Origin of the sequence: Nocardia macrotermitis, from assembly GCF_009604405.1 — a bacterium.
GTDB classification, from domain to species: Bacteria; Actinomycetota; Actinomycetes; order Mycobacteriales; family Mycobacteriaceae; genus Nocardia; species Nocardia macrotermitis.
Genome location: NZ_WEGK01000005.1, coordinates 291,291 through 316,725 on the forward strand (window position 1 = coordinate 291,291; position 25,435 = coordinate 316,725).

21 protein-coding genes are annotated in these 25,435 nt (G+C 68.7%); 9 read left to right on the top strand and 12 right to left on the bottom strand.

The annotated features are described in order from the left end of the window. Window positions 1–311: 311 nt before the first annotated feature. Entirely contained in the window at window positions 312–1,355 is a 1,044-nt protein-coding gene (glpX, locus tag NRB20_RS14210) for a class II fructose-bisphosphatase (RefSeq protein WP_153410567.1), read from the bottom strand. 225 nt (window positions 1,356–1,580) lie between these two features. Between glpX and NRB20_RS38100 the strand changes: the two genes are divergently transcribed. Together NRB20_RS38100 and NRB20_RS14220 are read left to right on the top strand one after the other, a co-directional pair. Next, window positions 1,581–2,147: a DUF4245 domain-containing protein gene (locus tag NRB20_RS38100; RefSeq protein WP_319944888.1), complete on the top strand. Its 567-nt coding sequence runs from the start codon at window positions 1,581–1,583 to the stop codon at window positions 2,145–2,147. 96 nt (window positions 2,148–2,243) lie between these two features. Continuing rightward, window positions 2,244–3,122 carry an aminoglycoside phosphotransferase family protein gene (locus NRB20_RS14220; protein WP_194289847.1) on the top strand — a complete coding sequence of 293 codons (879 nt, stop codon included), beginning with the start codon at window positions 2,244–2,246 and terminating at the stop codon, window positions 3,120–3,122. Window positions 3,123–3,131: 9 nt separating this feature from the next. Here the strand turns inward: NRB20_RS14220 and NRB20_RS14225 are convergent, their stop codons facing one another. From NRB20_RS14225 to NRB20_RS14240, 4 genes are all read right to left on the bottom strand, one after another. Beyond that, window positions 3,132–3,905, bottom strand: a complete 774-nt coding sequence (locus NRB20_RS14225) for a PaaI family thioesterase (protein ID WP_319944889.1) — start codon at window positions 3,903–3,905, stop codon at window positions 3,132–3,134. 152 nt (window positions 3,906–4,057) lie between these two features. Then, complete coding sequence (locus NRB20_RS14230; RefSeq protein WP_153410570.1) at window positions 4,058–4,285, bottom strand: exodeoxyribonuclease VII small subunit; 228 nt, start codon at window positions 4,283–4,285, stop codon at window positions 4,058–4,060. Then, window positions 4,282–5,574 (bottom strand): exodeoxyribonuclease VII large subunit, encoded by a 1,293-nt coding sequence (gene xseA, locus NRB20_RS14235; RefSeq protein ID WP_319944890.1) that lies wholly within the window; start codon window positions 5,572–5,574, stop codon window positions 4,282–4,284. The genes NRB20_RS14230 and xseA overlap by 4 nt, the downstream gene beginning before the upstream one ends. After that, the gene (locus tag NRB20_RS14240; RefSeq protein ID WP_153410571.1) at window positions 5,571–6,179 is read right to left on the bottom strand and encodes a lipid droplet-associated protein; all 609 of its coding nucleotides are present in this window, start codon (window positions 6,177–6,179) and stop codon (window positions 5,571–5,573) included. The genes xseA and NRB20_RS14240 overlap by 4 nt, the downstream gene beginning before the upstream one ends. 200 nt (window positions 6,180–6,379) lie before the next feature. Here NRB20_RS14240 and NRB20_RS14245 point away from each other — a divergent pair, with 200 nt between their 5' ends. Beyond that, window positions 6,380–7,384 (top strand): 4-hydroxy-3-methylbut-2-enyl diphosphate reductase, encoded by a 1,005-nt coding sequence (locus NRB20_RS14245; protein WP_153410572.1) that lies wholly within the window; start codon window positions 6,380–6,382, stop codon window positions 7,382–7,384. 455 nt (window positions 7,385–7,839) lie between these two features. Here the strand turns inward: NRB20_RS14245 and NRB20_RS14250 are convergent, their stop codons facing one another. Together NRB20_RS14250 and NRB20_RS14255 are read right to left on the bottom strand one after the other, a co-directional pair. Continuing rightward, entirely contained in the window at window positions 7,840–8,982 is a 1,143-nt protein-coding gene (locus NRB20_RS14250; RefSeq protein WP_153410573.1) for a DUF6542 domain-containing protein, read from the bottom strand. Window positions 8,983–9,040: 58 nt separating this feature from the next. Further along, window positions 9,041–10,165 carry a DNA recombination protein RmuC gene (locus tag NRB20_RS14255; RefSeq protein WP_153410574.1) on the bottom strand — a complete coding sequence of 375 codons (1,125 nt, stop codon included), beginning with the start codon at window positions 10,163–10,165 and terminating at the stop codon, window positions 9,041–9,043. Window positions 10,166–10,346: 181 nt separating this feature from the next. On the opposite strand from NRB20_RS14255, the gene NRB20_RS14260 reads away from it, so the two are divergent. Both NRB20_RS14260 and NRB20_RS14265 read left to right on the top strand, forming a co-directional pair. Beyond that, a complete protein-coding gene (locus NRB20_RS14260; RefSeq protein WP_153410575.1) occupies window positions 10,347–11,525 on the top strand; it encodes an exonuclease SbcCD subunit D in 1,179 nt (392 codons plus the stop codon). A 57-nt stretch (window positions 11,526–11,582) separates the two neighbouring features. Beyond that, entirely contained in the window at window positions 11,583–15,485 is a 3,903-nt protein-coding gene (locus NRB20_RS14265; RefSeq protein ID WP_153410576.1) for an AAA family ATPase, read from the top strand. Between the two features lie 23 nt (window positions 15,486–15,508). On the opposite strand, the gene NRB20_RS14270 is transcribed toward NRB20_RS14265, so the two are convergent. The 4 genes from NRB20_RS14270 to NRB20_RS14285 all read right to left on the bottom strand — a co-directional run bounded on the left by NRB20_RS14270 (window position 15,509) and on the right by NRB20_RS14285 (window position 20,362). After that, window positions 15,509–16,024 carry a methylated-DNA--[protein]-cysteine S-methyltransferase gene (locus tag NRB20_RS14270; RefSeq protein ID WP_153410577.1) on the bottom strand — a complete coding sequence of 172 codons (516 nt, stop codon included), beginning with the start codon at window positions 16,022–16,024 and terminating at the stop codon, window positions 15,509–15,511. A gap of 121 nt (window positions 16,025–16,145) precedes the next feature. Continuing rightward, window positions 16,146–17,654 (bottom strand): Ada metal-binding domain-containing protein, encoded by a 1,509-nt coding sequence (locus NRB20_RS14275; RefSeq protein WP_319944891.1) that lies wholly within the window; start codon window positions 17,652–17,654, stop codon window positions 16,146–16,148. 123 nt (window positions 17,655–17,777) lie between these two features. Then, entirely contained in the window at window positions 17,778–18,026 is a 249-nt protein-coding gene (locus NRB20_RS14280) for a YbdD/YjiX family protein (protein ID WP_153410578.1), read from the bottom strand. Beyond that, on the bottom strand, window positions 18,023–20,362 hold the full coding sequence (locus NRB20_RS14285) for a carbon starvation CstA family protein (protein WP_153410579.1): 2,340 nt from the start codon (window positions 20,360–20,362) through the stop codon (window positions 18,023–18,025). The genes NRB20_RS14280 and NRB20_RS14285 overlap by 4 nt, the downstream gene beginning before the upstream one ends. Before the next feature lie 219 nt (window positions 20,363–20,581). Between NRB20_RS14285 and NRB20_RS14290 the strand changes: the two genes are divergently transcribed. From NRB20_RS14290 to NRB20_RS14300, 3 genes are all read left to right on the top strand, one after another. Beyond that, on the top strand, window positions 20,582–21,916 hold the full coding sequence (locus NRB20_RS14290) for an ABC transporter substrate-binding protein (RefSeq protein WP_153410580.1): 1,335 nt from the start codon (window positions 20,582–20,584) through the stop codon (window positions 21,914–21,916). Continuing rightward, on the top strand, window positions 21,913–22,812 hold the full coding sequence (locus NRB20_RS14295; protein ID WP_153410581.1) for a carbohydrate ABC transporter permease: 900 nt from the start codon (window positions 21,913–21,915) through the stop codon (window positions 22,810–22,812). The genes NRB20_RS14290 and NRB20_RS14295 overlap by 4 nt, the downstream gene beginning before the upstream one ends. A 98-nt stretch (window positions 22,813–22,910) precedes the next feature. After that, window positions 22,911–23,360, top strand: coding sequence for a flavodoxin family protein (locus NRB20_RS14300; protein WP_153410798.1), 450 nt, complete (start codon window positions 22,911–22,913; stop codon window positions 23,358–23,360). A 152-nt stretch (window positions 23,361–23,512) separates the two neighbouring features. Here the strand turns inward: NRB20_RS14300 and NRB20_RS14305 are convergent, their stop codons facing one another. Beyond that, entirely contained in the window at window positions 23,513–24,811 is a 1,299-nt protein-coding gene (locus tag NRB20_RS14305) for an alpha/beta hydrolase (protein ID WP_153410582.1), read from the bottom strand. A gap of 57 nt (window positions 24,812–24,868) precedes the next feature. Between NRB20_RS14305 and NRB20_RS14310 the strand changes: the two genes are divergently transcribed. Then, complete coding sequence (locus NRB20_RS14310; protein ID WP_319944893.1) at window positions 24,869–25,408, top strand: helix-turn-helix domain-containing protein; 540 nt, start codon at window positions 24,869–24,871, stop codon at window positions 25,406–25,408. Window positions 25,409–25,435 lie beyond the last annotated feature (27 nt).

The window sequence follows — 25,435 nt, forward strand, 5'->3', positions numbered from 1 at the left end:
CCTGAGGCTTTTCGCACACGTCAGCGGGGAATACCCGTCTACCGGAACCCCGATGCCGCAGGCGAGGCCCCGAGCGAACCGTGAGATGTACGCGCATTACCCGGCCGCCTCGGTAGCGCGCCCAGCGGCGTCGTAGGGCTCAGTGTGGTTTTCGTACTCGGTAGCGCCGCCGCCGCTCCGGCCAGTGACCACCCCGAGGCAGGGGCGATTGCGAGCCTGTGATGTGCGCGACCCGAGAACGACCCTGCCCGCCTTCGGAAACCGAAGGCGGGCAGTCGAATCGGCTGGTTCGTGGGAACCGGGCCGGGGGGTCAGGGCAGCGGGGGTACGGCGTGTTCGTCGCCCTCGAAGTTGACCGACGAGTACTCGCGCAACTTCGTCAACCGGTGGTACGCGTCGATCATGCGCACGGTGCCGGACTTCGAGCGCATCACGATCGACTGGGTCGACGCGCCGCCGGAGAAGTAGCGCACGCCGCGCAGCAGGTCGCCGTCGGTGACGCCGGTGGCGCAGAAGAAGACGTTCTCGCCGGAGACCAGGTCCTCGGTGGACAGGATGCGGTCCAGGTCGTGGCCGGCGTCGATGGCCTTCTGGCGCTCGGCGTCGTCCTTGGGGGCGAGCTTGCCCTGCAGGGCGCCGCCCATGCAGCGCAGGGCGGCCGCGGCGATGATGCCCTCGGGGGTGCCGCCGATGCCGATCAGCATGTCGGTGCCGGAGTCGGGACGGGCGGTCGCGATCGCACCGGCGACGTCACCGTCGGAGATCAGCCGGATGCGCGCGCCCGCGTCCCGGACCTCCTGGATGTGCTGCGCGTGGCGCGGGCGATCCAGCACGCAGACGGTCAGGTCCGAGACCGAGGAGTTCTTGGTCTTCGCGACTCGGCGCAGGTTCTCCGAGATCGGCGCGGACAGATCGATCACATCGGCCGCGTCCGGGCCGACGGCGATCTTCTCCATGTAGAACACGGCCGAGGGATCGAACATCGCACCCCGCTCGGCGACCGCGAGCACCGAGATCGCGCCGGGCGAGCCCTTCGACATCAGGGTGGTGCCGTCGATCGGGTCGACCGCGAAGTCGACCTCCGGTCCGGTGCCGTCACCGACCGCCTCGCCGTTGTACAGCATGGGCGCTTCGTCCTTCTCGCCCTCGCCGATCACGACGATGCCGCTCATCGACACCGTGGCCACGAGCTGGCGCATGGCGTCCACGGCCGCGCCGTCGCCGCCCTCCTTGTCGCCGCGGCCGACCCAGCGGCCCGCGGCCATCGCACCGGCCTCGGTCACCCGGACCAACTCGAGCGCGAGGTTGCGGTCCGGGGCCTCACGGCGATGGGTTGCGGGTGTGGGTGCCGTCATCTGCGGTGCCTCCTCGTTGGGTACTACCGGGAATTGTCGCAGAACGGTCAGAACATCCCGTCGGGTACCGCCGTTCGGCTTCCGTATGGACGAGTCCGATGCTGGTCCGGGCGTTGTGATATCGGCCTCGTTTTCCGCCCGGGACTCGGGTGCGCGAGTGAGTCGCCCAGGTCGGCGCACCCTCCGGCGCGCAATGCGGAAAACGCGGCGCGGCATACTGGGGTTGTGGCGAATCAGAAACCCCGGATCCTCAACGACTATCGCGACCTGCTGTGGTCGTTGATTCCGTTGCTGCTGATCTGCGTGGTTTTCGCCGCACTCGCCCAGCAGTGCAGTTTCTCGCCCGGTAAACCGGCTACCGGAAATATTCCGGCCTTCGACGTCAAGGGGGCGTTGCAGTCCGACGCGCACACCCTGCCGTTCCCGATCCGGCAGCCGAGCCTGCCCGAGCACTGGACCGCCAATTCCGGCAGCCGCGACACCATCAGCGGGGACGCCGGTGGGACGCTCAGCACCGTCGGGTACATCACCCCCGAGGGCACGTACATGCAGCTGACCCAGTCCAACGCGTCCGAATCCGCACTGGCCGACCACATTCTGCAAACACGCAGTCCGTCGGGAACGCAGCAGGTGGGCGATCAGACCTGGACCGTGTTCCACGTGCAGGGCAACGAACCGGCGTGGATCACCGATTTCGGTGCGGTTCGAGTGTTGATCAAGGGCGCTGGCAATCAGTCGGCGTATACGACTCTGGCCGGTGCGGTGGATGCCGCACACCCGCTTCCCGCCTGATTCGACCTGCGGATTCGTGATCTTGGTCCGGTTCGGCCGAATCGGATCCGGGTAACCGCCAACGACTCTCGCTGCCTTTCGGCTAACGTTGCGCGCGTGGATCGCGCGGACTTGGCTTGGCTCGAGCGGGTATTGGATCGGCCGATCATCGAGGCGACAGCTGCCGAATGGGGAGTCGGTGACAACACCAGTCTGGTGACCGTCGCCGACGGCACCGGCGTCGTCGTGCAGCGATATCGCCGGGGCGGTGAGGCCGACCGCCGGATGCGGATCATGAACGCGTTGCGAGATCCCGCCGCCGCCAGGGGAATTACCATTCCGGGCATTCGCGCGGCCGATCTCGGGGCGCAGCCGCCGTGGATCGCGTTCGATATGCTGCCCGGCACGCCGAGCGCCGAAACCGCCATGGACGGACCGCATTTCCCGGCGTTGGCGCGGGCGATGGGGGAGATGCTCGCCGATTTCTCCGAATTGCCCTGTACCGATGTGGAACTCGACGACATGTGGGCCCGGCCGCGATATCTGGCCGCGCGCGCGGACGCCTGGGCCGAATGTCTGGCGCCGGCGTTGTCGGCCGCGCAGAGCGCCGCGCTCGAGCGGGTGCTCGTGGATCTGCCCGCGCTGTTCGACGGCCGCCCAGCGGTTCTCGCGCACGGCGACTACGCGCCGGTGAACATTCTGGTCGAGGACGGCGAGATCACCGGACTGCTGGATTTCGAATCGGTCTGCGTCGCGGATCGGCTCTACGATCCGGCGCGCTGGGCCTGGTCGGTCGGCTTCGCGGGGCGCACCGCGCTGGCCCGGTCCTGGCCCGAATTCCTGCGGGGCGCGGGCATCGATCCCACCGAACCCGCTCTGCCGGAACGGATTCGGTCGTTGCAGGTGATCTGCACGATGCAGATGCTCGCCGACGCGGATCTCGCGCCGGGGCTGTGGCGGCTGGTGCACGATCGGCTGGTCGGCCTGCTGGGCTGAGTCGCGCGGCTACCGCTCGAACGTCCTGGTGGTGGCGAGCGTGGTGATCCGGTCGTCCTGGCCGGAGTCGCGCAGTTCCACCCGGCCCACGCCGTGTCGCACGGCCGCGGTGGCCACCACCGGGCCCACGCGGGCGGCTTGCAGATAGCGCAGCCCCAGGAAGCTCAGCCCGTTCGAGGGACCGAGCGAGAGCACCGCCTCCTCCGCGGCCAGCGCGAGCAGACCGCCGTTGACGGTGCCCGCGGCGTTGAGCCCGTCCTCGGTGCGCGGCAGCACCGCGACGCCGGGTTCGCGACGTTCGCAGCGGGCGCGTTCGGCCAGCGGGAGGGACAGGCGCGGACCGCGCGGGGGCATATCGATACTGAGCTTGCGCGGCAGCTGGACATCCGGATTCGGGGCGGCCATGAAGGAGGTCGCGCCGAAGCCGATCGGCACGTCGTCGACGCTGAACTCGATCTCCGCGACGAACACCGAGCGACCCGCCTTGACCGTGCGCCCGACCGCGTGCACCTCACCCGAACCGGGTGCGGGACCGAACAGGTTGACGTCCAGCTCCAGCGTCATCGGCACCCGGGGATGCAGCACCAGCGAGGCCAGCAGCCCGCCCATGGTGTCCAGCCAGATCGCCAGCACCGAGGTGCGCAGATGGTCGGTGCCCGGGACGTGCATCTCCGGGCTGATCGTCGCCGAACCGTGCAGTTCGTCGCCGACGCGGCGGGTGGCGAAGCCGAGTTCGAGCAGGATGTGCCGACGCCTGTTCAGGTGTTCCTCGACGGTGGTCACGGCATCTCCTCCTGCTCGGCCGGGGCTGCGCCGCTCGGCATCCTTTCAGAGAACCCCACTTCGAGGCAGTTGTGCAAGTGTCATTTTCAAAATTGAGAGTGACATTCTGCACTGGCTCGTTGCCGCGCGGGTGGCATTCCCGGCGGTCGGCCCTACTCCTCGGCGGTCTCGCGACGGGACAGCGCGTCCTCGACCCGTTTGCGGGCGCCAGCCAGATGCTCCTCGCAGCGGGTGGCCAGGGCCTCGCCGCGCTCCCACAGCGCCAGCGAATCGTCCAGATCCATACCGCCCTGCTCGAGCATCTTCACCACGTTGACCAGTTCGTCGCGGGCGCGCTCGTAGCCGAAACCCGCGATCTCGGCGAGGTCACTCTCGGTCATGGGCGGGGCTCCTTCGTGATGATCTGGCCGGACAGCGCCGCCGCGCTGATCGCGCCGTCCGCGACCCGGATGCGCAACTGGGCGCCCGGCGGCGAATCGGCCACCTCGTGGACGACGTGCCGTTCCTTACCCGAAACGCGTTGCACCACAGCATATCCCCGGGCGAGGGTGGCGGCCGGACCGACGGCGGTGAGTTTCTCGCGCAGGTGCCGGGTCGCGGTGGATTCGGCGGTGAGGCCGTGTTCGACCGCGCGCCGGGCCGCGGTGCGCAGCCGCTCGGCCTCCTCGTAGCGCTGGTCCAGCTGGCGCAGCGGCGCGGCCAGGACCGGACGCGAACGCAGTTGGTCCAGGGCGCGCAGTTCGCGCTGCACCCAGCCGCGCAGCGCCGCGGCGGAACGTTCGCGCCAGTCGTGGATCATCGCCAGTTCCGCGGCCGCGTCGGGGACGATGCGTTTGGCGGCGTCGGTGGGGGTGGCCGCGCGCAGATCCGCGACGTAGTCCGAGAGCGGATTGTCCGGCTCGTGCCCGATCGCGCTGACGATCGGCGTCGTCGCGGAAACGATGGCGCGGCACAGGGTTTCGTCGGAGAAGGGCAGCAGATCCTCGACGCTGCCGCCGCCGCGGGCCAGCACGATCACCGCGATCTCCGGATCGCGATCCAGCTCCGCCAGGGCCGTCAGGATCTGCGGGACCGCCGTCGGTCCCTGCACGGCGGTGTTGCGGATCTCGAAACGCACTGCGGGCCAACGGCTTCGGGCCACGCTCAGCACGTCGCGTTCGGCGGCGCTGGCGCGTCCGGTGATCAGGCCGATCGTGCCGGGCAGGAACGGAATCGGCCGTTTGAGACGCGGATCGAACAGGCCCTCGGCGGACAGCAGGGCCTTGAGCCGCTCGATGCGGGCCAGCAGTTCGCCGATGCCGACGGGCCGAATCTCGGTGATACGCAACGACAATGTGCCGCGCCCGGTGAAATAGGAGAACTTGCCGTAGACGACGACGCGGCTGCCCTCCTGCAGGGGAACCGGCGAATTGCGCAGCAGCGCAGGGTCACACGTCACCGACAGCGACATGTCGGCGGCCGGATCGCGCAGCACGAGGAAGGCCGTGCGGGTGCCGGGGCGGACGTTCATCTGGGTGATCTGGCCCTCGACCCACACGCTGCCGAGGCGGTCGATCCACTGGACGACCTTCAACGCGATACTGCGCACCGGCCACGGGTTCTCCGCTGAATTGGCTTGCCGGGTATCGGGATTCGCGGTCGGGCTGGTGGTCTTCTCGGGATCGGTCACTTGGCCTGCACGGTGGCGATCCGGTTGGTCAGCATCGTCACGAAGGCCGCGCGGTCCCGGGTGTGTCGCTCGTACTCGAGCAGTGCGGTCAGATCCTCGACCGTCAGCATCCGCAGGCGGGCGCGCAGCTGGGCCAGCGTCATGTTCAGGTAGTCGTAGCGGGTCGCGACCTCCGGCTCCACGACCTCGCCCTGACCGTTACCGGAAGACGTTGCCGCAGTAGGAGATTCGACTTCCTCGGGCTCGGCGGGCGCGTCGATCGGCTCCGGCGCGACGTACAGATCGAAGCGGCTCAGCGCGGCCTCGCGACCGTTGGCGAAGGATTCGCGCGCACCGGCGAAGACCAGGTCCGGATCGTCCTCGTCCTCGTCGAAGGTCGCCCACGCGGGCTGCTCCTGCGGACGATTCGTCAGCTGATCGAACACCTCGTCGCCCTTGAGCGCGAGGCTGGTCACGAACTGCTGGGCGTGCATGGTGGTCTGCAACAGCTGGCTGATCGCGGTGATCGGCAGATGCATCGCGGTCGTCGGCAGTCGGCGGGCTTCCTCCAGGGCGTACACGGCGGCCCCGGCGACGACACGGGCGAAGAACGGCGGTCGAAACATAGCCCTAGCCTGCCCGATTCGTCGTGTGAAGCAAAGGAGGGAATCCACGCGCGCCCCTCTCGTCGGATCGTTCGCCGTCATGTCGTCGGGCCGCGGCGCGAAGCAGGTGAGAGGACTCACAATTCGCCACGCCCGTGCACCGACGATACCGGCCGCGACCGCGCGCGTGTCGCCACCTGCGCGCACGTAAGCTGAGGAGCATGTCCTCGGCAATCCCCTTGAACGTCGGAATCGCCCGGTCCGCGGGTGCCAACGCGGCCGGCGCCGCCAAGCGTGTCCTGCTGGCCGAGCCGCGCGGCTACTGCGCCGGTGTGGATCGGGCGGTGGAGACCGTCGAGCGCGCCCTCGACAAGCACGGCGCGCCGATCTACGTGCGCAAGGAGATCGTGCACAACCGGCACGTCGTGGAGACGCTGCGCGATCGCGGCGTCGTCTTCGTCGACGAGACCGAAGAGGTGCCCGAGGGCGCGGTCGTGGTGTTCTCCGCGCACGGCGTCTCGCCGATGGTGCACGAGGCCGCCGCCGCCCGCGGCCTGCACACCATCGACGCCACCTGCCCGCTGGTCACCAAGGTGCATCAGGAGGCCAAGCGGTTCGCCCGCGACGATTTCGACATCCTGCTGATCGGTCACGAGGGGCACGAGGAGGTCGAGGGCACCGCCGGTGAGGCGCCCGATCACGTGCAGCTCGTGGACGGGCCCGACGCGGTGGACGGCGTCACCGTGCGCGACGAGGACAAGGTGATCTGGCTGTCCCAGACCACGCTGTCGGTCGACGAGACCATGGAGACCGTGCAGCGGCTGCGGCAGCGTTTCCCGAAGTTGCAGGATCCGCCCAGCGACGACATCTGCTATGCCACGCAGAACCGGCAGATCGCGGTGAAGGCGATGGCGCCGGAATGCGATCTGGTGATCGTGGTCGGCTCGCGCAACTCCTCCAACTCCAAGCGCCTGGTCGAGGTCGCCCTGAACGCGGGCGCGGGCGCGTCCCATCTGGTCGATTTCGCGCGCGAGGTCGATCCGGCCTGGTTCGAGGGTGTGCGGACGGTCGGCGTCACCTCCGGCGCGTCGGTTCCGGAGATCCTGGTGCGCGGTGTGCTGGACCTGCTCGCCGAGCACGGTTACGCCGACGTCCAGCCGGTCACCACGGCGAACGAGACGTTGGTGTTCTCGCTGCCGCGTGAGTTGCGCGCCGCGCGTCAGTAGCGCTGCCGGTATCGGAGTCCGCGTGGTTCGTCTATCCGTGTGAGTTGCGTGCCGCGCGTCAGTAGGCGCTGCTGTGCCGGAATTCGCGTGGTGCGTTTGTCCGTCGGGTGGGGTACGCCGTATCGGAGTTCGCGTAGTGCGTCTATCCGCCGGGTGAGGTTATGCCGCAGCGGAATCCGCGTAGCGCGTCTATCCGTGTGAGTTGCGCGCCGCGCGGCGTAGGCGCTGCCGGTACCGGAGTCCGCGTGGGGCGTCTATCCGTCGGGGGTGGGCGTATGCCGTATCGGAGTCCGCGTGGTGCGTCTATCTGCCGGGTGGGGATATGCCGCAGCGGAATCCGAGTCTCACAGATGCGAGGGCGCTCGAAGTTGGCTCGTGGGCTCTGAGTTGGTGTGCCGGCTGTGGGCTGCGTACCGACGGACCGTGATCGAGGCGACCCGGGAAGTGGCGAGTGGTCAGTGCTCGATGCGGCCCGAGTCGCGTTCGCGGTAGCGGACGTTCGGGCGCGGGTGTGGCGGGACGTCGCTCGGGTCGGTGCCGCGGGTGCGGCGTTGCGGCTGGGGTTCCGCGGCACGCTGACGTGGCTCCTGCGCGCGTCGGCGCGGCTGCTGGCCGGTGGCACCTGCGGATGGCGTCGCGCCGCGCTGACGCGGCTGTGCGGGCGGTTCGGCGGCCCGGCGGCGCGGCTGCGGGTCGGCCGACGAACGCTGACGGCTCGACTCCCCGGAACGCCGGGACGGCCCCTCGGAATCGGGACGCTGCCGGGACGGGGGGTCGCTGTCGGCGCGATGCCGTGAGGGCGTTTCGGCGTCCGCGCGGTGCCGCGAGGGGGTATCGGCGTCGGCGCGGTGCCGGGACGGCGTATCGGTCTCGCCGCGCTGGCGGGCGGTGGCCGCCACCTTCGAACGCTCGGCGGTGCGCGAGCCCTGGGCGGCCGAGACCCGCGGCGGACGCTCGGCGACCCGTCCGGCGGTCTTACGGCCCCCACGCGTCGGTTTCGTGGCCGCCTTCTCATCGGTGGCCGACTGCGCGCGGGCGCGGCTGCGGAGCGTCTCGGACGAACCCGCGCCCCGGCCGCGCCGCGAACGGCTGTCGGCCCGGGTGCCCCAGGAATCGCCCTTGCGCGGCCGGGCGCCGCGCGCTCGCGGCTCGGCGTCGGCGAGGCGGCGTTGCAACACCAGGCGGCCCAGGCCGATCGCCAGCACGAGCACCGTGGCGATGGCCATCACCGGGAAGCGGTTCACCAGGGGAATGCCCTGGTTCAGCAGGATGTCCTTCAGCGAGGACGAGGTATGGTCCAGCAGCTGCCCGTAGGCGACGGGTACGGCGATGAACAGCAGCAGCGGCGGGGTCACCATGGTGGTGAACAGACCGCGGTAACGCACGACCAGCGCGGCCAGCGCGCAACCGATGATGTACGCCCCGGCGAACACCCGGGTCAGATCCTTGCTGCCGCCGCTTGCGTCGATGAAAAATCCGACCAGAGTGCACGCCACCGCGATCAACACCGCCGCACCGGCCGGGATGCCGGGCACCGACGGGATGATCGAGCGGTGCGGTGCGGGCACCTCGGATCGGTCGCGTTGGGTAGCTGCCACGTAAAGCACACTATCTGCCGCAACGGGAACGTGTATCGAGGCTGGGCGGATGAACCGGTTACTCGTTGATGTCTGAGAAGCCTGCCACGCGCGGTCGAGACTCGATGTAGCGGATAGCCGGAATCTCCCGATCGCCGATGTCCAACTCGTGCAGCCGCCGCGCGGTGACCAGCACCCGCGACTCCACCGAGCCTACTGTCTGGTTGAAAGCCTCTACCGCCTTTGCCAGTTGGCCTCCCATCCGGTCCAGGTGTGTGCCCACCACACCGAGTCGCGCGTAGAGCTCCCGGCCCAATTGCTGCACGGTTGCCATCTCTTTCGAGATAGCGTCCTGTCGCCAGCCGTATGCGACGGTGCGCAGCAGCGCGACGAGGGTCGTCGGCGTTGCGAGGATCACGTTCCGGCCGAATGCGTACTCCAGCAGACCGGCGTCGGCATTGAGCGCAGCATCGAGGAAGCTCTCGCCCGGCACGAACAGGACCACGAATTCGGGCGCGGGATCGAAGGCCGCCCAATACGCCTTACCGGACAGCTGATCGATATGGGTGCGTAGATGCCGGGCGTGGCGGGTCAGGTGTTCGGTCCGGAGGCGGGGGTCGTCCTGGGCGGCGGCGTCGAGGTAGGCCGCGAGCGGGGCCTTGGCGTCCACCACGATGTGGCGGTTACCGGCCAGGCGCACGACCAGGTCGGGGCGGACCGCGCCGTCGTGGCCCGCGCGGGTGACCTGGGTGTCGAAATCGCAGTGCCGCGACATGCCGGCCAGCTCCACCACGCGTTCGAGTTGGATCTCGCCCCAGCGGCCGCGGACCTGCGGTGCGCGCAGCGCCGAGACCAGCTGACCGGTCTGCGCGGCGAGCTGGTGCGATTGGCGCTGCATGCCGGCGACCTGTTCGCGCAGGCCCGCGTAGGCGTCGATGCGGCGGTGTTCCACCTCGGCCAACCGCTGATTCAAGGCGCCGACCGCCTCGCGCAGCGGACCGACCAGGGTGCCGATGGCCTGTGAATTGCGCTGTGCGGCATCCTCGTTCGCCGCGCCGAGGGAATGCCGCAGCAGCTGCTCGTTGTCGCGCAGGGCGGCCAGTTGCGCCTCGGCCCGCCCGGCCCGCGCGAGATGACCGAGCCAGCCCAGGCTCAGCCCGGTACAGAACACCACGAGCATCGCTAACAGTGTCGGTGCGGTCATGACGCAGATAGTGCCGTATGCCACCGACAAGTTCGGCGGGGTGGCAAATACCTAGCACTTGCTCGGCGGCTCGTGACGGCGGCCGACCGGTCGGTCGCGGCCGATCGGGACGCGGATTTCCGTGGCCGCGCCGGGGTGGCGAATTCGAATCTGTCGGTGCCATCGCCTACGGTTTCGCGGCATGCGGATGCTGCACACTTCCGACTGGCACATCGGGCGGACCTTCCACGGTGTGGATCTGCTGGCGGATCAGGCGAGCTCGCTCGAATCGCTGGCCGAGATCGTCGCCGAGCAGCGGGTGGACGTGGTGCTGCTACCCGGTGACGTGTACGACCGCTCGATTCCCAGCGCCGACGCGATCGCGGTGTGCAACCGGGGATTCGAGGCGATCCGGGCCGCGGGTGCGGTGATCGTGGCCACCTCGGGCAATCACGATTCGCCGACCCGGCTGGGTGCGCTGGGCAGTTTCGCCGCGGCCGGTGGACTGCATCTGCGCACCTCCGTGGCGGATCTGGAACGGCCGGTGGTGTTGCGCGACGAGTACGGCGAGATCGCCTGCTACGGCATCCCGTACCTGGAGCCGGAGATCACGCGCGCGGAACTGGGTGTGCCGCAGGCGCGTTCGCACGCGGAGATCCTGGACGCGGCGATGGCGCGCGTGCGTGCGGATCTCGCGGCGCGCGGGGGGATGCGCGCGGTGGTGCTCGCGCACGCCTTCGTCGTGGGTGGGGAGGCGACCGGATCGGAGCGGTCGATCTCCGTGGGCGGGGTGGAGACGGTGCCGATGGGGGCGTTCGACGGGATCGATTACGTGGCGCTCGGGCATCTGCATTCGCCGCAGACGCTGTCGGAATCCGTGCGGTATTCCGGTTCGCCGCTGCCGTATTCGTTCGCCGAGCGGTCACATCGCAAGGCGGTGTGGATTGCGGATCTGGGGTCCGACGGGCTCACCGGGGTCGAGCGGGTCGAGCTGCCGCGGGTGCGTGGACTCACCCGGTTGACCGGCGCGCTCGAGGAGTTGCTCGAGGATCCGGCGCATGCCGCGGCCGAGGATGACTACGTGTCGGCGAATCTCACCGATCACGCCCGTCCGGTGGACGCGCTGCGGCGGCTGCGGCGGCGTTTTCCGCACGCGGTGCACGTGGAATGGGCTCGCCCCGAAGGCAATCCGGACCTGCGCTACCGTGAACGGGTGCACGGCCGCGGCGACACCGAGGTGGCGCACAGCTTCCTCACCGATGTCCGGGGTGAACCCACCGACGCCGAAATGGATTGGCTGGCACGCGCATTGGCCGCCGGTGCCGCCGAACGCGAGGTCGCCGAGGCGCAACCGGTCGAGGCGCAGGAGCGCACGGCGTGAGTGGGCGACTCCGGATGTGGCGGATATGAGCGGCTGCGATAGCGGGAGGCGGGTCGGATGAGGCTGCATCGGTTGGAGTTGACGGCGTTCGGGCCGTTCGCCGACACCGCGGTGGTGGATTTCGATGTGCTCGGCGGTGACGGCCTGTTCCTGCTGCACGGGCAGACCGGGGCCGGGAAGACGACGGTGCTGGACGCGATCGCGTTCGCGCTGTACGGGCGGGTGCCGGGGGCGCGGGCGGAGGGCAAGCGGCTGCACTCCGATCACGCGGACCCGCAGACGCCGCCGCGGGTGGTGCTGGAGGCGACGTTGGGTGGGCGGCGGTTGCGGCTGACCCGGTCGCCGGAGTTCCGGCGGCCCAAGAAACGCGGTGAGGGCTGGGCGGACGAGAAGGCCAAGGCCACCCTGGAGTGGTTGGACGGGCGCGGCCAGAACCTGTCGCGGCTCAACGATATCGGCGACGAGGTGATCCGGCTGCTCGGGATGAGCGCCGATCAGTTCTTCCAGGTGGTGTTGCTGCCGCAGGGCGATTTCGCGCGATTCCTCTGCTCGGACAACGAACATCGCGAGATCCTCCTCGAAAAGCTTTTCGATACCAAGCGATTCGGTTCCGCCGAGGAGTGGCTGACGCAGCGTCGCAAGGACAGCGGCGCCGAACTCGCCGCGCAACGGCAGAGCATCGACCGGCTGATCGGCCAGGTGGTCACCTCCGCCGGGATCGGTGCGGCCGAGACCGTCGGCGTGCTGGAGGCGACCGAGTGGTCGCAGCAACTCCTCGCCACCGCTCGTGTCGACGCCGAGACGACGAAGGCCGAACGCGCACAGCGCCAAGCGGATTCGTCCCGCGTCACCGCCGATGCCGAACACCAGCGCCGCCTGCACGACCTGCACCGCCGCCTGTCCGGTGCCCGCGCGACATTGGCCGATTACGCCTCCACCGCGGAACTCCGCGCCCGCCGCCGCATCGAACTCGATCAATCCCGTCGCGCCGAACCGGTGGCCACCGCCCTCGAAGAGGCCCGCACCGCGGCGAAAATCCTCCGCCGCCGCACCGCCGACTCCCGCGACCTCGCCGAACGCCTGGCCACCCGCCTACTCGAACCCCCGAGTGCCGAACTCCCCGGAACTACCTGGGCCGCAACTGATCTGGCCACCAACGAACTGGCCGACACCGATCTGGCCGCCGAACTCACTGCAATCCCCGACCGAAACCCCAGCACAACAACCGATTTCGGCAACAGCTTCCGCTCTGCCGACCCCGATCCGGATCGGATCGCCAGTGCGGCAACCGATCCAGCCGATGATGGGGCCACGTATGGGAGGGCTGTCGTCGGTGGGGCCGGAGTGGTTGCGGGGCGGGAGTCAGGGGAACGTGCGGAGGCGGTTGGGAGTCGGGGATCGGTCGGGTATATCGAGCTGGAGTTGTTCTCGGTTGAGCCGGTGCCGGGGGGTTCGGTGGACGCCGCGGATGCGGCGTTGCCTGTGGATGGGGAGGGGAAGCGGCAGGGATCGGGTGAAGGCGCTGCTCGGCGGGGGAGTTCAGCGCGTAAGACAGTGAAGAACGTTGCGGGGGACAGTCCGTTGCGTGCGGTGGATTCGGTGGCCGAGTGGGGCTCGGATGACGGTGAGCCAGGGTTGTTCTCGGTGGAGTTGCCTTCTGTGCCGATCGATGAGTCGGCTGGCGTGGGCAGTGCGTCGAGGGACGCGGTGCCCGGGTTGGTTGCGGATGACAGTGAGCCGGGGCTGTTTTCGGTGGAGGTGTCGTCGGGGAATGAGGCTGCCGGTGTTGGCATTGTGGCGGGGGTTGAGGATGAAAGTATTTGTGCCACAGGTGAATTGGGTGCTGAGCATGCTGCGGGTGTAGCGGGTGCTGCGGTTCGGGGAGCTGAATCGGTTGCGGTGGTTGATGACTCAGGGTCGGCATCGCAAGAGGATCGTTTCGGTGATGATGCGGGGGATGGTTCGGAGGGGTGGGAGGGGGATGCCGAGGTCGAGTTGACCGGGATTGATGCGGCTGTGCAGCGGTGGGTGGCGCAGATCGGGGCGTTGGACGAGGTGCGGGTGGATGCGGAGTCGGCGCAGCGGGTGGGGGTGGAGTTGGCGGCGTTGCGTAAGGAGCAGTCGGGGTTGCGGGGTGGGATGGAGCGGGTGTCGGCGGCTCGGGCTGTGCTGCCGGAGAAGGTTGCGGCGCTGGATGGTCGGGTGCGGGAGGCGGAGCAGGCGGCGGCGGGGTTGGACGGGTTGCGGGCCGAATGTGAGCGGTTGCGGACCGCGTCGGAGGCGGCTACGGCGCTGGCGGCGCGGCGGGATGAATTCGACCGTGCGGCAAACGTATTCGAGTCGGCTCGGGTTGCGCATGTCGATGCCCGGGAGCATACGTTGGCGATCCGGGAACGTCGGCTGGCCGGAATGGCGGCCGAATTGGCGGGTGCGCTGGTCGATGGGCAACCGTGCAACGTCTGTGGTTCGGCCGAGCATCCGGCACCCGCGCAGCCGACCGCGGCCGCCGCGTCCAAGGCCGATGAGGAACGCGCGGTCGCGGCCGAACGGACCGCCGAATCCGCCCGGGACCGTGCGAAATCCCGGGTGTCCGAGCTGGAGAACGAGATCGCGGTGCTCGTCGCGCGCGGCGGCGAGGGTGATCGGGCCGCACTGGCCGCGGAGCTCAATGTCGCCACCGAACGCTACAAGTCCGCCGACCGCATCGGATCCCGCGTCGCCGAGCTCACCGACGAGCTGAACCGGTTGCGTGCCGAGGAGACGCGTCTACAGAACGAGTTGCGCGACCTCGAGATTCGCAGCAGTGCGGTGGGTGAGGGGCTCATCGCGGCCGATCGCCGGATGGCCGAGCTGACCGAACGGCTGCGCACCGCGGCCGGTGCGGACCAGACCGTGGATCGCCGCCGCGCCCGCCTCGACGCCCTGGTCCGCGACGCCACCGAACTCCGCGCGGCCCGAACCGAAGCCGACGCGGCTCGCGAACAGGTCACCATGCTGGCCCGGCGGGTGGAGCAGTCCGCCCGCGCGGCCGATCTGGTGACGCTCGCGGATGTCGTTGTGCCCGAGCAGAGTTCGGAGCCCGACTATGCGGTACTGGCGGCCTACGCCAAGGTGGTGGCCGCCGCGACCCGCACCCCGCAGCAGCAGAGCACGATCGAACGCGAGCTGACCGAGGCGGACAGCAAGCGTGCGCACGCCGAGGCCACCCTGGCCGAACCGGAGATCCGGGACGCCGCCGATACCGAACCCGGCGATCTGCGCGAGCTCGAAACCCGTGTGGCACAGGCACGTTCCGCGCTGGACGCCGCCATCGAAGCCAACGGCCGGGCCGAGCATCGCGTGCGGCAACTCGAGGAACTGGGCACGCAACTGTGGGCCGCGGTGGACCGCATCACCCCGATGCAGTGCGCCCACGACGAACTGGCCGGTCTGGCCGATGTGGTCGCCGGTCGCGGCGAGAACAACCGCCGCATGTCACTGCGTTCCTACGTCCTGGCCGCGCGGCTCGAGGAGGTGGCTGTCGCTGGTTCAGTCCGGCTGCGCCGAATGTCCGGTGGCCGTTACGAATTCGTGCACACCGACGTCGCGGGCCGCAACGGCCGACGCGGCGGCCTGGGCCTGGACATCCGCGACGACTACACCGGCGCGGTCCGCCCCGCCAAAACCCTCTCCGGCGGCGAAACCTTCATGGCCTCACTGGCTCTGGCCCTGGGCCTGGCCGATGTGGTCGCCGCCGAATCCGGCGGCCTGGTCCTGGACACCCTGTTCATCGACGAGGGTTTCGGCAGCCTCGACGCCGACACCCTGGACGCCGTCATGGGCGTCCTGGACGAATTACGTTCCGGCGGAAGGGTGGTCGGCATCGTCAGCCACGTCGACGAAATGCGCCAACGCATCCCCAGCCGCCTGCACGTCATCCGCCAACCCACCGGCTCCCACCTGAAAACCATTGTGGCGTAAGCGATGTGTTGATATCGCCAGGGTCAGTGTGCCGGGGCGGCGGACTGCTCGTGGCGGATCAGCCGGGCCTTGATGTCCAGGCCCCAGCGGAAGCCGCCGAGGGTGCCGTCGGTGCGCAGGATGCGGTGGCAGGGGACGAAGAGGGCGGCGGCGTTGCGGGCGCAGGCGTTGGCGGCGGCGCGGATGGCTTCGGGGCGGCCGGAGCGGGCGGCGAATGCGGTGTAGGTGATGGGGTTTCCGGGTGCGACGGTGCGCAGGACGTCCCAGGCGTGTTGCAGGAACGGGCCGGAGATCTGGTTGACCGGGATGTCGTCGATCGCGGAAAGTGTACCGGCGTGGTACTTTTCGACCGCGTCGGTCACTTCGCCGAGCGAATCGCGTTGTCGCGGTTCGCCATTGCGGAGACGCGGGTGGACGAGCTGCCAGAGTCCGGCGGAATCGGCGGTCCAGCCCGCGGCCAATACCGCGCCGTCCGCGTCGACCACCGTGGTGAACGGTCCGAGTGATGTCGAGACCGTCGCGAATTCGGCGGAACTCATTGTCCTGCACCTACTTTCGTATTTGTCAATTGAGGATCGCGGTCTCTGTCGCGGCTTCCTACGTGCCACCGCGAAGGTACGGCTGCGGCGTCGGAGGCCGGGCTATTTCGGATGAAATCCGTTACCGTGCAACCACAGTCGCGGAGCGCGCCGCTCGGGCGGGCGCTGTCCTGATCGGTGGCGTCCGGGCGGCCAGCGCCTGTTTCCACAGATGCATGGACAGATACGACCGCCACGGCGACCAGCGCGCGGTATCTGAGAGATCGATACCCAGCAGCGTCGCACCCTGCCGGACCACCAGATCGGTGTTGAGCAGCACATCCGGATCGGCGAGCAGCCGCATGGTCACGTAATCGGCCGTCCACGGCCCGACCCCGTCCAGCGCGAGTAGATCGCGGCGCAGTTCGGGGGCGGTGCGCCCGGCGTGCAGCCGCAACTCCCCGGACGCCAGGGCACGTGCCGCGGCCACGATAGATGCCGTGCGCCGCGCGGGCCCGGTCAGTACCTCGCCGCCGTGCTCGGCGATCGCTTCGGGAGTCGGGAACAGTTTCGGCACCGGCCCGCCGATGTCCTCGCCCAGCGCCTCGACCAGGCGGGCGGTGTGCGTGGCCGCCGCCGCGACCGAGATCTGCTGACCGATCATGGTGCGCAACAACAGTTCCGGGCCATCGATACAGCCGGGCACGCGAATGCCGGATCCGAATATCGGCCCGCGACCGGACGCCGCCGCCCCCGCGGTGAGCGCCTCATCGATACCGACCGGATCGGCGTCCAGATCCAGCAGATGCCGCAGCCGCGCCACCGTCGGCGCCAGATCCCGCATATCGTGCAGGGCCAGGCCCGCCCGGACATGTCCGCGCTGCACGCTCAGGCGCACTGTGGCCTGCCCGTGCGGGGTGCGCAGGCCGCGGGTGTAGTGGCCGTCCTCCCACAGATCCAGCCCGGGCACCGCGTGCGAGGACAGGAACCAGGTCAGCCAGCCCGCGTCGAGCGGTTCGCGATAGGGCAGCCGCAGCGTGAGCATGCCGTTGGTGGCGGGCAGAGTGTCCCCGCGCAGCCGCCGCGACTCCTCCCGCAGAATCGTCGGACTGACCGCGAACACCTCGCGCACGGTGTCGTTGAACTGCCGGATGCTGGCGAATCCGGCGGCGAACGCGATGTCGGACATCGGCATTCGCGTGGTCTGGATCAGCAGCCTGGCGGTGTGCGCGCGGTGCGCCCGGGCCAGTGCCAGCGGTCCGGCGCCGAGTTCGGTGGTCAGCACCCGGGTCAGTTGACGCTGGGAGTAGCCGAGCGATCCGGCCAGCGCGGGCACGCCGCCGCGTTCGATCACCCCGTCGGCGATCAGGCGCATGGCTCGCGCGGCCAGATCGGCACGGGTGTTCCACAGCGGTGAACCGGGTGCGGCGTCGGGCAGGCAGCGGCGGCAGGCCCGGAAGCCGGACTGTTGTGCGGCTGCGGCCGTCGGCAGGAAGGTGACGTTCGCGCGTTTGGGGGTGATGGCCGGACACGATGGGCGGCAATAGATTCCGGTCGTTCGGACGGCCGTCACGAACTGCCCGTCGAACCGGGCGTCGCGGGTGGTGACCGCGCGATAGCAGCGCTCGAACTCGAGACCGTGTGCACTCACGCAAACCACCCTGTCAGGCTCGGTCGCACCGCGCTAGCGGAAAACAGACAGCTATCCCGGACAGTCGGCGATCGGAGTCGGTCCGCGTCGCCGAGGCACGTCCGTGAAGCCGTCCGTGCCTGCTCAGCAGCAGCGGGTTGCCGGATTGCGTCCGGCGGCCGCATACCTGTCACGCCAATATTCACGTTCGCTCGGGACCGGATGTTCGGGATGATTGCGCCGCAGATGCTCGACATAGCGCGCGTAATCCCGCCCGCCCAGAATCGCGTTGAAGTACCCGGCCAGGGCGCGGGCCGCGCGCAGCACAGCGCGCGCGGCCCGCAGCGTCGGCCCGCCACCGAAGCCCGCATCCGGGAGCGGCGCGGAGGTCATTCCGCGGCCACCGAATGCGCGGCCCCGGGCGCGGTGACCTTACCGGCCTTCACCAACTCGTCCCACTCCCGCTGCACTTCCCGTTCGGTCTTGGTGGCCAGGAATCCGCTGGGCCCGAAGATCTTCGAGGGCACCTCGGGCGTCTCGGTGGTCTCGCTGCCGCCGCGCCGCAACGCGCGGATACACACCAGCGCACCGATCACCGCGACGATCAGCACCAGCACCGCGAACACGATCGACAGCGTGCCCTGGATGAAGCTGTTGCGGATCACCTTGTCCATATCGTGCATGTTCTTGGCCGGCGCCAGCACCTTCCCGGCATCGCGGGCCGCGCTGTAGATGCTGTGCTGCTTGAAGTAGCCCAGATTCTTGTCGGCGGAGAAGATCTTCTGCCAGGACGCCGTCATCGTGACGATCAGATCCCAGATCAGCGGTAGCGCGGGAATCCACGCCCACTTCACCAGGCCCTTCTTCACCACGATGACCAGTACGACGGTCAGCGCGATCGCGGCGAGCAGCTGGTTGGCGATGCCGAACAGCGGATACAGCGTGTAGATGCCGCCGAGCGGATCGGTGACGCCCATCAGCAGCACCGAACCCCAGCCCGCGACGACCAGCGCCGAGCACAGCCACGCGCCCGGACGCCAGGACGGATCGGCGAACTTGCGGGCCGGGCCGCCCAGGTTGCCCAGGGTGTCCGAGAGCATGAACCGCGCGACACGCGTGCCGGCATCGATCGTGGTGAGGATGAACAGCGCCTCGAACATGATCGCGAAGTGGTACCAGAACGCCTTGAGCGCCGAGCCACCCAGGAACCCTTGCAGCACATGGGACATGCCCACCGCGAGCGTCGGCGCGCCACCGGTCTTGGACAGCAGTGAACTCTCGTCGACGCTCTTGGCCTCGTTGATCAGATCGGTGCCGGTGACGGGCGTGCCGCCCAGATTCATGCCGTTGATCTTCTTCGCCGCGGCATCGGCGGTGGCCTGCGCGATCTGCGCGGGTGAGGCCCCGGCGGGCAGGCCGGGCGGGGTGGCGGTCAGACCGCCGGTGTTGATCGCGAAGAAGACGTGCTGATCGATGATGCTGGCCGCGATGATCGCCATCACCGCGACGAACGACTCCATCAGCATGCCGCCGTAACCGATCATCCGCGCCTGGGACTGCTTCTCCAGCAGTTTCGGGGTGGTGCCCGAGGACACCAGCGCGTGGAATCCGGACAGCGCGCCGCACGCGATGGTGATGAACAGGAACGGGAACAGGCTGCCCGCGAAGGCCGGACCCTTGCTGTTACCGGCGAACTGCGAGATCGCGGGAGCCTTGAGCACCGGCATGGTGATCAGCACGCCGACCGCCAGCAGCACGATGGTGCCGATCTTCATGAACGTGGACAGATAGTCGCGCGGGGCGAGCAGCAGCCACACCGGCAGCACCGAGGCGATGAAGCCGTAGATGATCAGCATCCAGGAGATCGTGGTGCCGTCCAGGGTGAAAGCCGAACGGCCCCAACCGGAATCGCCGACCCAGCGACCGGCCGCGATGGCGAACAGCAGCAGCACGAAACCGACGATGGAGATCTCGCCGACCTTGCCCGGCCGGACGTAGCGCAGATACAGGCCCATCAGCACGGCGATCGGGATCGTCATCGAGATCGAGAACACGCCCCACGGGCTGCCGCCGTGCAACTGCCCGTCGGCGCCCTTGGTGGCGGCCAGCGCGTTCACCACGACGATGCCCAGCACCGCCAGCAGGATCACCATGATGGCCAGCACCGCGACCAGCGCCGCGATACCGCCGACCACGCCGAGCTCGTCGCGCGCCATCTGCCCGAGGCTGCGGCCGCGACGTTTGACCGAGGCCCACAGCACCAGGTAGTCCTGCACCGCGCCCGCGAGCACGACGCCGACCACGATCCACAGCGTGCCGGGCAGATAGCCCATCTGCGCGGCCAGCACCGGCCCGACCAGCGGGCCCGCACCGGCGATGGCGGCGAAGTGGTGGCCGAACAGCACCCGCCGATCCATCGGCATGTAGTCGGTGCCGTTCTCCATTTCCTCGGCGGGCGTGGCGACATCGTCACGCGGGTGGGTGATCCGGTTCGCGATCAGCCGGGAGTAGAACTGGTAGGCGATGATGTAGGTGCAGACCGCGGCCACCACGATCCACACCGCGTTGACGTTCTCACCTCGGCTGATGCCCAGTACGGCCCAGCCGACGGCGCCCAGCACGGCGATGGCGAGGAATATCGCCTTCTTGGTCGTGCTGATGGGTGAGCGGTCCACGACCCCGACCGGAGGTAGGTCGGGGTCGGTCCGGAGGTATTCGATCGTCGCCATGCGAGCAGCTCTCCCGTGGTCATGTGCGTGTCCGACAGACGGAATCGGACATGGGCAGTTTGCCACGGCGGACCGACAGGAAGTGGCGGTAACGCGGGTATCGGGTGCGGGAAACGTTGTCCGTGCGTGTGCTGCTCCGCATCCTGCGCTGCCGACCGTAAGCTGCGCGTGCTGGTCGTTGGATTGCTGAGGTTTTGCCTGATCGGGTGCGGCTGTCGGATGCGCCGCCCGGCGATCGGGCCGACGAGGAGGTCCGTGCTCCCGGTGCGCCGCCGAACCCTGCTCGGATCGATGCTGGCCGCGCCGATCCTGGCCGGTTGCGACGACGCCGACGACGACGCTGTCACCTTCTTCTTCCAGGCCCGGCCGCAGGAGGCGCGGGCCCGGATGCGGATCATCGCCGCCTTCACCGAACGTCATCCCGGGATCCGGATCCGCACCGTCATGTCCGGCCCGGATCCGTTGCAGCAGATGCTGACCTACTGCGCCGGGGGTAAATGCCCGGACGTGCTGATGGCCTGGGAACTGCTGTTCGCGGGCCTGGCCGAGCGCGGAGTGCTGCTGGACCTGCGCACCATGCTGGATCGCGATCCGGGATACGCCGCGCGGCTGCGGGCGGACAGCTATCCGACGCTGTACGAGACGTTCGACTACGGCGGCGGACAGTACGCGCTGCCCGAGCAGTGGTCCGGGGTGTTCCTCTACTACAACCGGAAAATGTTCGCGCAGGCCGGAATTCGTCCGCCGGTACGGTGGTCGCAGGCGTGGAGTTTCGAGCAATTCCTCGGGGCGGCACAGCTTCTCACCCGACGCGACGGTCGCGGCAGGGTCCGGCAGTGGGGTTTCGCCGACGCCTGGGTGCCGTACTACTCGGCGGCCTGTTTCGGGATGAACAACGGCGCGCAGTGGTTCAGTCCGCCGAAAGCGCCGTCGCACACCGATATCGGCGATCCGCGTTTCGCCGCGGGATTGCAGTTCTACGCCGATCTCGCGGTGCGGCACGGGGTCGCGCCGAGCGTCGCGGATCGGTTGTCGGATTCGGCCGCGGATCTGTTCGCCGGTGGCCGGGCGGCCATGCTGCTCGGCGGGCATTGGCTCTATTCGGAATTCGTCGAGCAGGACGGTCTGGATTTCGATGTCACCGTGTTGCCGGTGGGTCCGCAGGGCGGGCCGGGGGCGATCACCGATGTCGGTTGTACGGGTCTGGCCATTGCCGCGCACAGTCCGCGACGCGAACAGGCTTGGGAATTCGTGAAATTCGCGACCGGGCCGATCGGGCAGGCGATCATCGCCGAATCGGGATTGTTCGTGCCGGTGCTGCATTCGGCCATGGGTTCAGCGGGATTCGCCGCGGCGCATGCTCGGATCGAGAATCTCGAGGTGTTCACCGGTGGGCCCGCTGCGTCGCGCACGATGGTGACGACACCGGCGTGGGGGAAGGTCGAATCGTTGATGTCGCGGGGGTGTAATCGGGTGTTACGCGGTGCGGCACAAGCTGATTCGCTGGGTGCGATGGCGGGGGACATCGATGCTCTGCTGCGAGCGCCGACATGAGCGGCAGGGCTCCGCAACGTCGATCCGCTTTGGATCGGCAGCGATCTCGGGCCGGAATGTCCTTCGTCACACCGAATTTGGCCGCCGTCGCGTTGTTCATGCTGTTCCCCCTGGGCTTTTCGCTGTATCTGAGTTTCCATTCGTGGGATCTGTTCCGGCCCATGCGATTCACCGGACTGGCCAACTATCGTCAGCTTTTCGGTGATCCGCTGTTCTATATCGCGGTGCGCAATACGGCGGTGTTCACGGTGTCGACGCTGATACCGACGGTCGTGATCAGTCTCGGTGTGGCCGCCGCGCTGAACCGGAAACTGAAGGGGATAGGGCTGTTTCGCGCTGCGGTGTTCTTACCGCTGGTCGCTTCGACGGTCGCCATGGCGGTGGTGTGGCGGTTCCTGTTCACCACCGATGACGGCCTGTTGAACAGCGCGCTCGGCTGGTTCGGAGTGCGTCCGGTGCCCTGGCTCAGCGATCCCGATTGGGCGCTGGTGTCGCTGAGCATCGTCACGGTGTGGAAGGGTGTGCCGTTCGCGACCGTCATCCTGCTGGCCGCGATGCAGGCGATTCCCGAGGAGTTGTACGAGGCCGCGAAGATCGACGGGGCCGGGCCGTGGCGGCGGTTCCGAGCGATCACCGTCCCGCTGTTGCGCGGGCCGCTGTCGTTCGTCGTCGTGATCACCGTGATCAATACGGTGCAGGCGTTCGATCAGGCCTATGCCCTGACCGACGGTAACGGCGGCCCCGAAACCGGCACCTATGTACTGGGAATCATGCTGTTCCAGAACGCATTCCGCTTCTACCAGGTCGGCTATGCCGCCGCCCTGGCCTGGGTGATGTTCGCGGTGCTGCTGCTACTGACCGCGCTGCAACTCCGTTTCTCGCGGCGCGGGGTATGAGCGGCCGCACCGATCGCGGGTGTCACAATCGGGTTCGGGCGGGGGTCTGCATGGATCTCTGGAACATTGTATGAAGAGGGGAGCATCCCGTGAAGGTCATGATCGTGTGCGCATCGGTATCACATGGCAATACGAAGCAGGTCGCCGAGGTGATGGGGGAGGTGCTGCGCGCCCGCGTCGTGGAGCCCGAGCAGGTCGATCCGGCGGAGTTGGCGGCGGCCGATCTGGTGGGCTTCGGTTCGGGAATCTTCCTGCGCGCCTTCCATCCTCGGCTGCGCGATTTCGTCGAGGGGCTCGAGGTGCGATCGCGTGGCAACGCATTCGTCTTCGCCACCAGCGGATTTCCCGAGGCGCGGTTCCAGCCATTCACCCGCCCACTGGTCGAGACGCTCGAGCACAAGGGATTCCGGATCGCCGGAACGTTCTCGTGCCGCGCCTTCGACACCTACCTGCCGTTCAAACCGCTCGGCGGCATCCGCAAAGGACGACCGAACGCGGACGATCTGGCCGCCGCACGCACCTTCGCCGAGGGACTACGCGACACCTGACCACGCGACTCGATCGGCAAACAGTGCAGCTCGCAGGTGCTGTAGCGGCCATCTACGACGGTGACCGAGACCGCGTCGCCGGTGCGGCCGGGTGAGTCTCGGACGAGATGCCGTGCAGCAGTCGGTATTCGCTTCAGGGGCCGATGTGAAGGTCACCTGCCGAGTCGGGACAGCAGTCGAGACATGGCGTTGCGGTTCGATGCGGGAGCCACCCATTCCGCGATGGCGGCCACCACGGCCGGGTCGACGTGGTGTGGCGCTTGGTAATCCGACGGGATCGAAGGGCCTGTCCCGGGGAAGAACATGTGGTCGTCGGCCGGGAGGACTCGAATGCTCACATCGGGTTTGCCTGCCAGACCGGCGCGCCATCCGGCCAGATCGTCGGCCTCGGTGACCTGGTAGTCACGACCGCCCTGTAGCACCAGGATCGGCCGGTCCAGGGTCGCCGCGGTGGCTATCTGATCGAACTCGCGCAGATCCAGCCAGTACGAGGCGGGCCAGCCGAACAACAGTTCCGCACTGGGGGTTTCGGGCGACAGGGACGGATCTTCGGTTCGGGCGATCGCTTCGGCGGTGCCCGGGAGCGCGGCGGCCGCGGCCGGTTCGGCAGCGGCGACGTAGTCGAAGATGCGGGCCGCGGCGCGTGGCAGCGGGACCGTGTCCGCGGCCAGCATCACCACGCCTGCGATCGACGGTTCGGTGGCGGCCACGCGGACCGCCGCCTTGCCGCCACCGCTGATGCCTGCCACGAAGATTCGGGTGGGATCGATGCCGGGCTGCCGTTTCAGCAGCTCGACGGCGGCGAGCGCGTTCGGCAGATATTCCTGGACCATGGTGAAGCCGGGCTCGTGCTCGACCGTGGTGTGCACGTGGGTCACCTTGTCGAACCGGACCACGGCGATACCGCGACTGGCCAGGCCCCACGCGAGATCCTTGAACGGCTTGTTCGGCCCGACGGTCACGTCGCGGTCGCTCGCTCCCGACGCGAGCAGCACCAGTCCCGGACGGCCCCGGCCACCCCGGGGCAGCGTCAGCGTGCCGGGGACCGTGAGCGGCCCGCAGTCCAGGGTGATCTCCTGTTCGGTGATCCGGCGCGGTGCGGCGTAATCCGGTGGGGCCCAGCTCGATTCGGTCGGCGGTGCGAGTCGCAGACCGTGCAGGCGGCCGGAAGCGTCGACCGCAATCCGCACCTCGATTCCGCCGTTCTCGCAGTGCGCCGTCGTCACGGCCCGGGTCAGTCGATCGCCGAGCGGGGTGATGGTCACCTCGTCGAGAGTGTGGACCGGACCGGTCTTCGCAGTCTCCGCGAGCCACCCCGTCCGGACCGTGTCGGCCGATACCGCGCCGGCCAGCGCGGGCGCGAACAACTGCTCGAGTTCCTCGAAGCGACCGTCGCGCAGCAGCGCCACGACGGTGGTTGCCACGGCTTTCGGGTCGGTCTGTGTCGTCATCGTGCCCCACCTTTCTCGTTATATGAGAAAGGTAGCAGGATATGAGAACATTGAGAAGTGGATGCTTTGGAACTGGTCGCCCACCCCGCCCGGATGCGGATCGTGCACGCGTTGCGCGGCGGACGCACCCTCACCACGGCCGAGTTGTGCGCGCGGCTGCCCGGAGTCTCGAAGGCGATGGTGTACCGGCACGTCGAGGCGCTGGCCGCGGCCGGAATCCTGGAGGTCGCGCAGGAGCAGCGGGTGCGCGGCGCGGTCGAACGGCACTACCGGCTGCGCGCGGAGCGGGCGGTGATCGGTGCGGAGGAGGCCGCGTCCGCCACGGTCGCCGACCATCGTCAGGTCTTCGTCACCGCGATGGCCGTGCTGATCTCGGAGTTCATGGCCTACCTCGATCACGAGAACGCCGATCCGGCAGCGGATCTCGTCGGTTACCGGCAGCACGCGCTGTGGCTGGATCGAGCGGATTTGGAACAGCTCATCGTGGAGTTGCGCCGAGCGATCGCGCCCGCCATGGCGAACGAGCCCGCTCCCGGTCGGGCGCGATATCTGCTCAGCCCCATCCTGTTTCCGGTCGAGGACGCGCCGGAGTCCTGATCGTTGCGCTCACGATGATCCGGATAC